Raw genomic sequence first — 12,716 nt, 5'->3', positions numbered from 1 at the left:
GCGACCCTACTCGCGGTGATCGACAGCGACAGATCGAGCGGACCGGACCCCGGCGCCGTCCCGCCGCTGGCGACGGCGTGGGCGATGGCCCGGGTGACCGGCCCGTCGATGGTCCCGACCGTCCGGTCGGGCGACCGGCTGCTCGTCCGGCGGCTCGCCCCCGGGGACGAGGTCGAGCCCGGCGACGTCGTCCTCGCCCGGTTCCCCGCCCGCCCCGACCTGCTCGTGGTCAAACGCGTGCGGAACGCCGTCGACGGCGGGCACTGGGTGGAGGGGGACAACCCACTCGTCACCGACGACAGCCGGGCCTTCGGCGTCGCCGTCGTCGTCGGGCGCGTCGTGGGACGTCTGTGGCCCCGGCCGGGGGCACTCGGGCCGCAGCCACCGACCGGTGGACCGGAGGTCTAGCGGAACAGCAGCCTCCGGAGAACGCGGTCCAGCTGCGCGCGCGGATCCGGCAGTGCGGCCGTCGCCCGCCAGGCCACGACGCCGTCGGGCCGGACGACGACGGCGCCCACCTCACCGGTGCCGTACAGGGCGGGGAACGCCTTCTCACGGTCGACGAGCGACCCGTCGGGTGCCACCCGGTGCGCGACGAGCGGCGCCTCGAGGTCGGTGCTCACCTGTGCGGCGGCATCACACCACGCCTGGCCGCCCGGCCCGGCGAGCAGCACGAAGCCGGAGCCGAACACGTCGAGCACCGACGCGGGCGTCCCGTCGGCGTCGACCACCAGGTGCGGTGCGCGGGTGCCGGGCCGCCCGCCGGGGGCGCGGGGATCCGCCACGGGCGCTCCGTCGTCGTCCTCGTCGCCCAGCACGGCGGCCGACCGGAGGACCGCGCCGAGCTCGATCGAGGCGTCGTCCATCGGCGGCGCCATGTCGTCCTTCGGCAGCGAGGGGTCGACGCGGAGGACGTACCTCGTGTATGCCTGCTCGACGGTCATGCTGCTCACGGGCCGCCGCTCGGCGTCGTAGGTGTCGAGCAACCGGGGAGCGGCCGTGCCCTGGAGCACCAGGGCGAGCTTCCAGGCGAGGTTGTGCGCGTCGGCGACACCCGTGTTGCCGCCGAACCCGCCCGTCGGGGGCATGACGTGCGCGGCGTCGCCGGCCAGGAACACCCTGCGGTCCTGGAAGCGGGAGGCCCATGCGGCGGCCGCGCTCCACCGCTGCACGGTCTCGATCTGGACCGGGATGTCGGCGCGGCCGAGGGCCTTGCGCACGAGGTCCTCGCACCGCGCGGGGTCCATGTCCGCGGCCACGTGGGTGTCGCGGGTGCCGTCGGGTTCGGTGGTCGAGAAGACCGCGAGGAAGCCGGAGTCGCCGGTGATGGAGAACCGGAAGAAGCCGAGGAGCTCGGGGTGGTTGATGTAGACGACGCTGAGGTTGCGATCGCCGATCAGCTCACGCATGTCCGCCCGGAAGTAGATGGTGACGCAGTCGGCGAACGCGCCGCGGCCGGTCATCTCGATCCCGGACAGCTGCCGCACGTGGCTGTGCGCGCCGTCGGCGGCGACCAGGTACTGCGAGCGCACCGTCTCCTCGCTCCCACCGTCCCGCCCGCGGATCACCGACGTGACGCCGTCGTCGTCCTGCTCGACGCTCACCAGTTCGGTGGCGTACCGGTGCTCGGCGCCCCGCTCCTCGGCGGCTGAACGGAGCAGCGGCTCGAGGCCGATCTGCGTGATGAACAAGCGAGCGGTCGGGCTGAGCTGTTCGACGCCCTCGTTGAAGTTCCGGAAGAAGTACTTCGTCTCCGCAGCGGCGAGACTCTCGACCGACACGATCGCGCCGTTCTGCTCGAACTCCTTCTCCGCCGCGGCCTCCACGGACGACTGGAGACCGGCGCTCCGGAAGATCTCCATCGTGCGCTGGTGGAAGGACGCGGCGCGCGGGTGCACCGCGGTGCCGCGGTGCCGCTCGACCAGGAGATGGGGCACCCCGGCGGAGGCGAGCAGCACGGAGGTGGACAGCCCGACGAGGCTGCCTCCGACCACGAGAACGGGGACGTCGAGATCGGTCACGGAGCACCCTTTCGAACGCGGACGACCGTCCGCATGGCGACGGATCGGCGATTGCCCAGACCGTTCTCCGATCCTTGCCATGTGTCAAGTGTCACTCGCGAACTGACCGCAATCCGCCGCCGCCCGGCGACGGACAGCTGTCCGCCGGTCACGTCGTCGCGGGCCGTCTCCGTCTCGCGATGCACCGAGGCGACCGCACCCCGCCACCCCATTACGCTCGGTGCCCATGGGCGGCACCGAGGAACCCGGACACAGCACCGACCGCTTCGCCGACGACCCCGCGTTCGCGGTACACGACGGCGGCAAGCTCCGGGTCACCCCGACGCGCTCGATCGACTCCATCGCCGACCTCGCCCTCACCTACACCCCCGGCGTCGCCCGCGTCTCCAGCGCGATCGCCGCGGAGCCGGCTCTGGCCCGCCGGTTCACCTGGGCTCCACGCGTCGTCGCCGTCGTCTCCGACGGCTCGGCGGTGCTGGGTCTCGGCGACATCGGACCGGCCGCGTCCCTCCCGGTGATGGAGGGCAAGGCCTGCCTGTTCAGCGAGTTCGCCGGGCTGTCCGCCGTCCCGATCGTGCTGGCCACCAAGGACGTCGACGAGATCGTCGAGGCGGTGGCCGCGATCGCGCCGTCGTTCGGCGGCATCAACCTCGAGGACATCAGCGCCCCGCGCTGCTTCGAGATCGAGTCCCGGCTGCGCGAGCGGCTCGACATCCCGGTGATGCACGACGACCAGCACGGGACGGCGATCGTCGTGCTGGCCGCGCTCCGGAACGCCGCCAAGGTCGTCGGACGCGAGATCGGCAGCCTGCGCGTCGTCGTCGCAGGTGCCGGCGCCGCGGGCGTCGCCTGCACGAAGATCCTGCTCGAGGCCGGGATCGGCGACATCGCCGTCGCCGACTCGAAGGGCATCCTGCACGCCGGCCGCGAGGACCTCACGCCGATCAAGCAGTGGCTGGTCGACTCCACGAACAGGTCCGGCTTCGCGGGCACGATGATCGACGCGCTGGCCGGTGCCGACGTCTACCTGGGCCTGTCCGGGGGCACCGTGCCCGAGGCCGCGATCGCGTCGATGGCACCGGGGTGCATCGTGTTCTCCCTGGCCAACCCGATCCCCGAGGTCGACCCCGACATGGCCGCCAGGTACGCGGCCGTCGTCGCCACCGGGCGCAGTGACCTGCCCAACCAGATCAACAACGTGCTCGCCTTCCCCGGCATCTTCCGGGGCGCCATCGACGCCGGCGCGCACAGCATCACCGAGGAGATGAAGCTCGCCGCAGCGACCGCGATCGCCGACGTCGTCGGCGACGACGTGCGACCGGACTACATCGTGCCGAGCCCGCTGGACCGGCGCGTGGCGGAGGCGGTCGCGGCGGCGGTCGCCGCCTGCGCCCGGGAGCAGGGCGTCACCGGGTAGGCCGGTAGACCTGGGCCAGCACGCCGGCCAGCAGCCGCTCGGCCACCGGTCGGGGGAGAGCCGAGACCAGGGCGTGCACCGGCGCCATGCGCTCGGGCAGCCGGCCGTTCCCGACGCCGGCCACCTCGAGCAGCGCGTCCACCTCGGCGACGGTGAGGGTGGTGGGGTCGATCGTCGCGGCGGCCGCGACGAGGTCCGGGTCGGCGACCGGCCGGGGGAGCGCCGCCGCCGCGCATGCGGCCTCGGTGAGGTCGGCGAGCAACGCCTCCACTCGCCCCGCGGTCGCGCCGGTCACGGTCAGGTGCAGCGTGGCCGGGAGGTCGCCGCCGTCCTGCGCGAACGACGGCTGGGGCTGCAGCATCCAGCCGCGCGCGGTCATCTCGTCGGCGAGATTCAGCACGTCGACCCCGTCGGGGGCCCTCCTGGGCCAGCGCGACGAGGGTGGCCACCGGGGTCCCCACCACCCGCAGCCCCTCGATGGCGCTCGCGCCCGCGGTGAGCGCGACGGTCGCCGCACGGGTCCGGCGGGCCAGCTCCCGGTAGCCGTCGTCGCCCAGCCAGCGGTGCACCGCCCACGCGGCGGCCATCGGGCCGGCCGGGCGGGTGCCGGCCAGGGTCGGGTTGACCACCGGGTAGCCGGGCCAGCCGGCAGTCGTGAACCAGTGCGCGTGCCGCAGCTCGGGCGTCGCCGTCAGCAGCACCGACACGCCCTTCGGGGCGTAGCCGTACTTGTGCAGGTCGACCGACAGCGACGTGACGCCGTCGACGGAGAGGTCGAAGGGCTCGGGCACGTCGTCGAGGAACGGCAGGATCCAGCCGCCGATGCACGCGTCGACGTGGCACGGCACGCCGGCCGAGGCGGCCATCGCCGCGATCTCGCCCACGGGATCGAGCACGCCGTGCGGGTAGGACGGCGCGCTGACCACCACGAGCGCAGCCTGCTCGTCCAGCGCCCCGGCGACGGCGGCCGGGACGGCGCGGCAGCTCGTCGGGTCGACGGGGACGTCGACGACGTCGAGGTCGAACAGGTGCGCGGCCTTGCGGAAGGCGGCGTGCGCGGTGACCGGGAGCAGGAGCCGCGGTCGCCCGGCGCGGCCCCGCGCGCGCCAGGTCTCCCGCGCCGACAGCACGGCGAGCAGGCAGCTCTCGGTCCCGCCGCTGGTGAGGGTGCCCACCGTCCCGGGTCCACCGCCGAGCAGCCGGGCCGCGGCGCCGACCAGGTCGTTCTCCAGCCGGGCCACGCTGGGGAACGCCGTGGGGTCGAGGGCATTGGTCCACTGGAACGCCGCCTGGGCGGCCGCCGCGAGCTCCTCGAGACCGGAGAGGCCGGAGTCGTAGACGTAGGCCATGGTGGCACCGCCGTGCGTGGGCAGATCGCCGGCCTGCAGCGCGGTGAGTTCGGCCAGTACCTCGTCGGGGCTCATGCGGTCCTCTCGGGGATCCGTCGGTCGGGGGGCAGGCGCAGGACCAGGGGGAGCGTCACCAGCACGAGCAGCGCCGGGACGAGGCTGAAGCCGACGAGGACGGCGGTGACCGCCGACGCCGGCTGCGCGACGACCTCGTCCCCGGTCGAGGACGCGTATCCGGCCAGCGCCAGCAGGCCGCCGAGCAGGCCAGGGCCGACGGCGAGACCGAGGGTCTCCGCCGCCGTCCAGACGCCGGTGAACACGCCGGCCCGGCGCTCCCCGGAGGCCGCCTCGTCGGCGGCGATGACGTCGGGGAGCAGGGCCAGCGGGAACATCTGCATCCCGGCGTAGCCGATGCCGACGAGGACGACGCGGGCCACCACCGAGGCCGTGCCGCCGGCGTCCCCGGCGAGCAGCGTCGCCGCGCCGACGGCGAACAGCAGCGAGGACACCAGCAGGCCGGCCCGCTTGCCGCGGCGCCGGCTGACGCGCAGCCACACGGGCATGACGAGGACGGCGGGGGCGACCAGGGCGGCGAACAGCAGGGATCCCGCCGCGGGATCGCCCAGGACCTCCCGCGAGTAGTACGGCACCCCGGCGAGCATCACGCCGATGCCCAGCGCCTGGACGACGAAGACGGTGAGCAGCAGCCGGAACGGCCGCGACCCCCAGGCGAGCCGGAGGGTGCGGCCGAGCCGGCCCTCGCTGTGCACGCGGGTCAGCGTCGGTGCGTTGCGGGTGCCGGCGACCGCGCCGAGCATCCCGACGGCGAGCAGCAGCGCGACGAACACCGCCATGGCCAGGTAGCCGCCACGCCCGCCACCGAAGGCGTCGACGACGGCCGGCGCCCCGGCGCCGGCGAGGAGGATGCCGATGGCCAGCGCCGCGACCCGCCAGGACATCAGCGTCGCCCGCTCGTCCGGGTCGTCGGTGATCTCGGCGGGCTGGGCGATGTAGGGCACCTGGAAGCAGCCGTACGCGGTCGCCGCGAGCAGGAAGGCGACCGCCACCCAGGCGGCGGCGACCCCGGGCGAGGCGCCGGGCCCGGCGAAGACGAGCACGAACAGCGGCGGGAGGGCCAGCCCGCCGGCCAGCATCCACGGGCGGCGCGGACCCCAGCGGCTCTCGGTGCGGTCCGACCGGCTGCCGATCCACGGGTTGAGCAGCACGTCCCAGGCCTTGGGCGCGAAGACCACGAGTCCGGCGATCCCGGCGGCCACCCCGAGCTCGTCGGTCAGGTAGTAGAGCAGCAGCAGCCCGGGCACGGTGCCGAACGCCGCCGTCCCGATGGAGCCCAGCGCGTAGCCGAGGTGGACGCCCCGCGTGAGCCGCGGGCCAGGCGAGACGGTGACCACGGGGCGAACCGTAGCTTCGTGGACACCTGGGCGTGGGGGTGAGAGGAGTCGAAGAACCGAATGTCAGACGCGAGGCGTATGTCGTTCGGGTGCGCCACATCGACCTCCTGCGCCCCGATCACGCCTATTTCTTCGGGTTCGCCCAGACCGACGGAAACCACTACGCGGGCCGAGGCCAGAAAGGGCGGCTCTCGATCGAACTCTCCGACCGGGACGACGCCGTCCTGCACTCGTTCTGCTCCCTCTTCGACGTCCACTCGCGGGTGTCGTACCGCGAGCGCACGACCAACTTCGGCGTCCATCGATCCGCCACGTGGACCGTGTGCAACCTCGGGTTCCGTCGCGAGCTCGCGGAACTCGGTCTGCCGGCCGGACGAAAGTCAGAGACGGTTGCACCACCGCTGAGCGCCTTCAGCACCCGGGATTACCTCCGGGGTCTGGTCGACGGTGACGGGAGTGTCGGATTCACCGGTACCGGGCGGCCATTCCTCGCGTTCACCACCGCCAGTCGAGCCCTCGCCGACTACTTCTGCGCCCAGGCGCTGAGCGTCGCCGGCGCGTACCGATCGGTGAACGCGAATGCGCGCGATGGCATGTACAACCCCATGGTGAGCGGCGAGCCGGCAGCGGTACTTGCTGGTTGGCTCTACGGCGATGTTGGTCTGGCGCTCGAACGCAAGCGCGAGGCGGCGACGCGCGTTGCCCGTTGGACGAGGCCGACCGGGATGCGGGCGCGGCCTCACGCGGGTGCACGGAGGTGGACGGCGGAAGAAGACGCGGACGTCTTCAACGGGTCCGTTCGAGAAGCGGCCAGCAGGCTGGGTCGTAGTGAGAGGTCGATCAGCATCCGACGGTTCCGTCTACGAGGCTCGGCCGGCTCTCAGCATCCGAACGCGACGTCCCGCAGTTGACGGGACGTTCCACCTGTCGTTCCCCTGCCGAGGTGGGCGTCGGGCATCAGCGCCACGTGCGGGTGCACGATCGGCAGGGTCGCGGTGAGCTCGGCCTGCCGCCGGGTCTCGTCGTCGAAGATGCTGGCCCAGCTGAGCAGCTTGTCGGAGAGTCGCTGCATCCCGCGAGTATCTAGCCGAAGCTGAGCAACAGCCTGTCGACGAACGGGTCGACGGCCTCGTGCACCTCGGTGTTGACGTAGATGAACCCGACGGTGGCGGCGATGAACAACGGCACGAGCACGGCCTTCTCGAGGGTCGCGCCCGTGCGCATCGGGAAGAAGATGAGTCGGCCCCGGTTCAGGATCCAGAGCAGCGGCATCGGCACCCCGGCCGTGGTGATCCCGTCGCCGACGATGTGCGTCAGCACGCCCGCGACCACGGCCCACGGCAACCAGGCCGGGTTCACCATGTGATCGAGCAGGTACCAAGCGCCGCCCCACGACAGGATCAGGTTGCCGAGGACGGTGGTCTCGGCGCGGCCGGGGATCACGAAGTGCAGGGCCCGCAGCGCGAGCCCGATGGCCAGGGCCAGCAGCAGCAGGCTGGACCAGAACGCGTCGGCGGCGAGCATGGCCAGGCCCCCGAACGCGAGCGGGGCCAGGACGGCGTCGTGCGTGCCCCAGCGGTGGCCGCCGGCGATCTTGCCGAGGACGCCGGACGGGACGTCGGTCGCCGGGCCCCACATGTCCGAGACCGTCGAGCAGTGCTGATCGAGGTCCGGGAGCATGGCGAAGCCCCCGACCGCGGCGATCCACGCGATCTGGCTGACGGTGCCGTCCACGGGTGCCCAGGGCAGCGTCGCGGCACCGACGGCGAGGCCCGAGAGGGCGTGGGAGTGACCGAGCACGGGCAGAGGGTCCCGCCGCGCGGCGTGTCACCGGGGGAGGCGCGCGGCGTCAGCCGTCCAGCAGGTGGTGCAGCAGCCGCTCCGGGGCGTCGAAGAATGCCTGCCAGTCCCGCACGAGGTCGAGGTCGGCCCACTGCTGCTCGGTGAAGCCGTCGTCGCCCAGCTCGTAGATCCGCGCACCGGGCAGCGCCGCGAGGACGGGGGAGTGGGTGGCCAGCAGAACCTGCGAGCCGGAAGTGCACATCCCGTGCAGGAGGGCCATCAGTCGCAGCGAGGAGCGGAAGGACAACGCGGATTCCGGCTCGTCGAGGATCCACAGCCCCCGCTCCAACGTCCGCGACTCGAGCAGGGCGAGGAAGCCTTCCCCGTGCGAGCGGGCGTTCAGCGGAACGCCGTCGAACGCCCGCAGCTCGGAGGCCGCGCTGTCGATGCCGGCGAAGACGCCGTGCATCGCCTCGCCGCGCAGCCACACGCCGCCCTGTGGCCGAGGGCGCAGGCCGGTGAGCGCGAGGTCCCGCCAGAGGTCTGCATCTTCGGCCGAGGGCCTCGGGCCCCAGTGCTTGACCTGGGCGGTCAGCGACTCACGCCAGGCGTGCGCGACGGCCTCGACGAGCGTCGACTTCCCGCTGCCGTTCTCGCCGACGAGCACCGTGACCGGCGCCAGCGCCATGCCCTGGTCGCGCAGCTGCGCCACGGCGGGCAGCTGCCAGTACCAGGCGTCGGGCTCGCGGAGGTCGGCTCGGACGCCGACGCGGGCCAGGCACAGCTCAGCGGCCGGGCCGCTCACTCATCCTCGTCGTCGCCGCTACCGCCGCGGGCCAGCCAGGTGGCCAGCCGCTCGACCGGCACCTCGAAGTCGGGGAACTGGTCGACGAACGCCCGCATCTCGTCGGCCAGCCAGGCGAGGGACACCTGCTCCTCGCCCCGCCGCTCGGCCAGCTCCTCGAGCCCTCGATCGGTGAAGTACATCGCGCGACTAGTCCGCGAGGGCCTCGGCGACCAGCTGGCGCTGCTCGACCTCGTGCACCTTGGCCGAGCCGACCGCCGGGCTGGCCGACGCCTTCCGGCTGACCCGGCGCAGGGTCCGGCCCTCCGGCAGCTGCTCGGGGAGGTTGACGGCCATGAACTGCCAGGCGCCCATGTTCATCGGCTCCTCCTGCACCCACACCACGTCGTTCGCGTTCGGGTAGCGCTCGAGCTCGGCGCGGATCTGCTCGGCCGGCAGCGGGTACAGCTGCTCGACGCGGACGACCGCGACGTCGGCGGTGCCGTCGGACTCCCGCTGAGCCATCAGGTCGTAGGCGACCTTGCCGCTGCAGAGCAGCACCTTGCGCACCGCGCCGTCGTCGAGCGGCTCGCCGCCCACGCCCGGGTCGGGCAGCACCGCGCGGAACGTCTGGTCGGTGAAGTCCTCGACGGCGCTGACCGCCGCCTTGGCCCGCAGCAGCGACTTCGGGGTGAAGACGACCAGCGGCCGGTGCATGTCGGAGAGCGCCTGGCGGCGCAGCAGGTGGAAGTAGTTGGCCGGGGTCGTGCAGTTGGCGACGACCATGTTGTTCTCGGCGCACAGCTGCAGGAACCGCTCCGGCCGGCCGCTGGAGTGATCCGGGCCCTGACCCTCGAGGCCGTGCGGCAGGAGCAGGACGACGCCGGAGCGCTGCCCCCACTTGGCCTCGCCCGAGCTGATGAACTCGTCGATGACCATCTGGGCGCCGTCGACGAAGTCGCCGAACTGCGCCTCCCAGAGCACCAGCGCCTTCGGGTTGGCCAGCGAGTAGCCGTACTCGAACCCGACCGCCGCGTACTCCGAGAGCAGCGAGTCGTAGACGAAGAACTTCGCCTGCTCCTCGGTGAGGTGCGACAGCGGGGTGTACTCCGCGCCGGTCTCCCGGTCGATGAGCACCGAGTGGCGCTGCACGAAGGTGCCGCGGCGGGAGTCCTGGCCGGCCAGGCGCACGGGGACGCCGTCCATGAGCAGCGACCCGAAGGCCAGCAGCTCGCCCATGGCCCAGTCGATGCCGCCCTCGCTGGCCATCGCCGCGCGCCGCTCGAGCATGCGCTTGAGCTTCGGGTGCGGGGTGAAGTCCTGCGGCAGGCTCACGTGAGCGTCGCCGATGGCCTTGAGGATCTCCGGCGTGATCGCCGTCTGCACCTCGGACTCCTGCGGGGTCCGAGGGTCCATGACCGGCTCGGGCTTGGAGGAGTCCTGCGCGTCGTGGGTCTCGGCGAAGGCCCGCTCCAGTTGCCCGCGGTAGTCCTTCAGGGCTTCTTCGGCCTCGGCGAGCGTGATGTCGCCGCGCCCCACCAGCGCCTCGGTGTAGAGCTTCCGGACCGAGCGCTTGCGGTCGATGATGTCGTACATCAGCGGCTGCGTCATCGAGGGGTCGTCGCCCTCGTTGTGCCCCCGACGGCGGTAGCAGACCAGGTCGACGACGACGTCCTTCCGGAACGCCTGCCGGTACTCCACGGCCAGCCGTGCCACCCGGACGCACGCCTCGGGGTCGTCGCCGTTCACGTGGAAGATCGGCGCGTTGACCATGCGGGCGACGTCGGTGGAGTAGAGGCTCGACCGGGCCGCCGTCGGGCTGGTGGTGAACCCGACCTGGTTGTTGATGACCACGTGCACCGTGCCGCCGGTGCGGTACCCGCGCAGCTGCGACAGGTTGAGGGTCTCGGCGACGACGCCCTGGCCGGCGAAGGCCGAGTCGCCGTGCAGCAGGACCGGCAGCACGGTGAAGCCTTCCTCGCCCTTGTCGATCATGTCCTGCTTGGCGCGCACGATGCCCTCGAGCACCGGGTTGACCGTCTCGAGGTGGCTCGGGTTGGCGGTCAGCGAGACGGCGATCTCGGCGTCGTCGAGGAAGGGGTTGCGGAACGTGCCGGTGGCCCCGAGGTGGTACTTGACGTCACCGGAGCCCTGGACCGTGCCCGGGTCGATGTTGCCCTCGAACTCGCCGAAGATCTTCTGGTAGCTCTTGCCCAGCACGTTGGCCAGCACGTTGAGCCGGCCGCGGTGCGCCATGCCGATCGCGACCTCGTCGAGGCCGTGGTCGGTGCCGGCGATCAGCACCTCGTCGAGGATCGGGATGACCGACTCGCCGCCCTCGAGGCTGAATCGCTTCTGGCCGACGTACTTGGTCTGCAGGAACGTCTCGAAGGCCTCGGCGGCGTTGAGCCGGCCCAGGACGTGCTTCTGCTTCTCGCGGTCGGGCTGCTCGTGCTTGACCTCGATCCGCTGCTGGAGCCACTCGCGCTCCTCGGGATCGGTGATGTGCATGTACTCCACGCCGACGGTGCGGCAATAGGAGTTGCGCAGCACGCCGAGGATGTCGCGCAGGGCCATCAGCCGCTCGCCGGCGAAGCCGCCGACGGGGAACCTGCGGTCGAGGTCCCAGAGGGTCAGCCCGTGCTGGAGGATGTCGAGGTCGGGGTGGGTGCGGACCTTGAACTCGAGCGGGTCGGTGTCGGCCATGAGGTGGCCGTTGCGCCGGTAGGCCTCGATGACCTCGATGACCCGGGCTTCCTTGTCGATCTGCCCCTCGTGGCTGATCCGGACGTCGGGCATCCAGCGGACCGGCTCGTACGGGATGCGCAGCGAGTGGAAGACCTCGTCGTAGAAGCCGTCCTCGCCCAGCAGGAGGCCGTGCAGGCGGCGCAGGAAGTCACCCGACTCGGCACCCTGGATGATCCGGTGGTCGTAGGTCGAGGTCAGCGTGATGATCTTCGAGACGGCCATCTCGGTCAGCGAGTCGGGGTTCATCCCCTGGAACTCGGCCGGGTACTCCATCGCGCCGACGCCGATGATCGCGCCCTGCCCGGCGGTCAGCCGCGGCACCGAGTGGTTGGTGCCGATCGTGCCGGGGTTGGTCAGGCTGATCGTGGTGCCCGAGAAGTCCTCGAGGGTGAGCTTGCCCTGGCGGGCGCGCCGGATGATGTCCTCGTAGGCCGCCCAGAACTTGGCGAAGTCCATCGCCTCGGCGCCCTTGATCGAGGCGACGACCAGCGAGCGCGAGCCGTCGGACTTGGGCAGGTCGATGGCCAGGCCGAAGTTGACGTGCTCGGGCTGGACCAGCACCGGCTTGCCGTCGACCTCGGCGTAGGCACTGTTCATGTTCGGGAAGGAGTCCAGCGCCCGGACCAGCGCGTAGCCGATCAGGTGGGTGAACGAGACCTTCCCGCCGCGCGAACGGGCCAGGTGGTTGTTGATGACGATGCGGTTGTCGGCCAGCAACTTGGCCGGGACCGCGCGCACGCTCGTCGCCGTCGGCACCGTCAGCGAGACGTTCATGTTCTTGACGACGCTGGCGGCCGCGCCGCGCAGGGGGCTCTGCTTGCCGGCGGCGACCGGGGTCGCGGTCTTCGCGGCCGGCTTCTCGGCCGGCTTGGCAGCGGGCTCGGCCTTCGGAGCGGGCTCGGTCTTCGGAGCGGGCTCGGTCTTCGGCGCGGTAGCCGCCGCCTTCGGCGAGGGCTGGGCCTGCGCCGGCGCGCTGCCGTTGCCCTCGGCGACCCTGTCCTCGGCACCCTGCGCCGCGGAGCCGCGGTCGGCCGCTCCCACGGGGCTGCCGGGCCGGTAGTCGGCGAAGAACTCGTGCCAGGCCTGGTCGAGGCTGTCGGGATCGGAGAGGTACTGCTGGTACATCTCCTCGACCAGCCACTCGTTGGTGCCGAATCCCGCCACGGCGGAGGAGTTCGTGGCGGACGACCGGGAGGAGCTCAC

At 72.2% G+C, this 12,716-nt stretch carries 11 protein-coding genes; 3 read left to right on the top strand and 8 right to left on the bottom strand.

Annotation, left to right across the window (positions count from 1 at the left end):
- Positions 1-15 precede the first annotated feature (15 nt).
- Positions 16-408, top strand: coding sequence for a S26 family signal peptidase (locus tag ABD644_RS16120; RefSeq protein ID WP_344689976.1), 393 nt, complete (start codon positions 16-18; stop codon positions 406-408).
- Here the strand turns inward: ABD644_RS16120 and ABD644_RS16115 are convergent.
- Positions 405-2,021 carry an FAD-dependent monooxygenase gene (locus ABD644_RS16115; protein ID WP_344689975.1) on the bottom strand — a complete coding sequence of 539 codons (1,617 nt, stop codon included), beginning with the start codon at positions 2,019-2,021 and terminating at the stop codon, positions 405-407. The genes ABD644_RS16120 and ABD644_RS16115 overlap by 4 nt on opposite strands.
- 226 nt (positions 2,022-2,247) lie before the next feature.
- Between ABD644_RS16115 and ABD644_RS16110 the strand changes: the two genes are divergently transcribed.
- The gene (locus tag ABD644_RS16110; RefSeq protein WP_344689974.1) at positions 2,248-3,438 is read left to right on the top strand and encodes an NAD(P)-dependent malic enzyme; all 1,191 of its coding nucleotides are present in this window, start codon (positions 2,248-2,250) and stop codon (positions 3,436-3,438) included.
- On the opposite strand, the gene ABD644_RS16105 is transcribed toward ABD644_RS16110, so the two are convergent.
- Positions 3,345-4,862: a pyridoxal phosphate-dependent decarboxylase family protein gene (locus ABD644_RS16105; RefSeq protein ID WP_344689973.1), complete on the bottom strand. Its 1,518-nt coding sequence runs from the start codon at positions 4,860-4,862 to the stop codon at positions 3,345-3,347. The two genes, ABD644_RS16110 and ABD644_RS16105, sit on opposite strands and share 94 nt — an antisense overlap.
- Positions 4,859-6,199: an MFS transporter gene (locus tag ABD644_RS16100; RefSeq protein ID WP_344689972.1), complete on the bottom strand. Its 1,341-nt coding sequence runs from the start codon at positions 6,197-6,199 to the stop codon at positions 4,859-4,861. The genes ABD644_RS16105 and ABD644_RS16100 overlap by 4 nt, the downstream gene beginning before the upstream one ends.
- Positions 6,200-6,288: 89 nt before the next feature.
- Between ABD644_RS16100 and ABD644_RS16095 the strand changes: the two genes are divergently transcribed.
- On the top strand, positions 6,289-7,110 hold the full coding sequence (locus tag ABD644_RS16095; protein WP_344689971.1) for an LAGLIDADG family homing endonuclease: 822 nt from the start codon (positions 6,289-6,291) through the stop codon (positions 7,108-7,110).
- Here the strand turns inward: ABD644_RS16095 and ABD644_RS16090 are convergent.
- The 5 genes from ABD644_RS16090 to ABD644_RS16070 are packed head-to-tail and all read right to left on the bottom strand — an operon-like array spanning position 7,080 to position 12,716.
- The gene (locus tag ABD644_RS16090) at positions 7,080-7,271 is read right to left on the bottom strand and encodes a hypothetical protein (RefSeq protein ID WP_344689970.1); all 192 of its coding nucleotides are present in this window, start codon (positions 7,269-7,271) and stop codon (positions 7,080-7,082) included. The genes ABD644_RS16095 and ABD644_RS16090 overlap by 31 nt on opposite strands.
- A gap of 11 nt (positions 7,272-7,282) precedes the next feature.
- A complete protein-coding gene (locus ABD644_RS16085; RefSeq protein WP_344689969.1) occupies positions 7,283-7,999 on the bottom strand; it encodes a metal-dependent hydrolase in 717 nt (238 codons plus the stop codon).
- 49 nt (positions 8,000-8,048) lie between these two features.
- Positions 8,049-8,786 (bottom strand): AAA family ATPase, encoded by a 738-nt coding sequence (locus ABD644_RS16080; protein WP_344689968.1) that lies wholly within the window; start codon positions 8,784-8,786, stop codon positions 8,049-8,051.
- The gene (locus ABD644_RS16075) at positions 8,783-8,968 is read right to left on the bottom strand and encodes a DUF6104 family protein (RefSeq protein WP_344689967.1); all 186 of its coding nucleotides are present in this window, start codon (positions 8,966-8,968) and stop codon (positions 8,783-8,785) included. The genes ABD644_RS16080 and ABD644_RS16075 overlap by 4 nt, the downstream gene beginning before the upstream one ends.
- Positions 8,969-8,975: 7 nt before the next feature.
- Positions 8,976-12,716, bottom strand: a complete 3,741-nt coding sequence (locus ABD644_RS16070; RefSeq protein ID WP_344689965.1) for a multifunctional oxoglutarate decarboxylase/oxoglutarate dehydrogenase thiamine pyrophosphate-binding subunit/dihydrolipoyllysine-residue succinyltransferase subunit — start codon at positions 12,714-12,716, stop codon at positions 8,976-8,978.

This window comes from Blastococcus jejuensis, assembly GCF_039534705.1.
GTDB classification, from domain to species: domain Bacteria; phylum Actinomycetota; class Actinomycetes; order Mycobacteriales; family Geodermatophilaceae; genus Blastococcus_B; species Blastococcus_B jejuensis.
This window is presented reverse-complemented; position numbering and strand designations above follow the sequence as displayed.

What these genes read in the sequence shown, in the direction of transcription:
- ABD644_RS16105 (WP_344689973.1), bottom strand. Translation starts at nt 4,862, where the DNA reads ATGAGCCCCGACGAGGTACTGGCCGAACTCACCGCGCTGCAGGCCGGC.
- ABD644_RS16090 (WP_344689970.1), bottom strand. Translation starts at nt 7,271, where the DNA reads ATGCAGCGACTCTCCGACAAGCTGCTCAGCTGGGCCAGCATCTTCGAC.
- ABD644_RS16110 (WP_344689974.1), top strand. Translation starts at nt 2,248, where the DNA reads ATGGGCGGCACCGAGGAACCCGGACACAGCACCGACCGCTTCGCCGAC.
- ABD644_RS16075 (WP_344689967.1), bottom strand. Translation starts at nt 8,968, where the DNA reads ATGTACTTCACCGATCGAGGGCTCGAGGAGCTGGCCGAGCGGCGGGGC.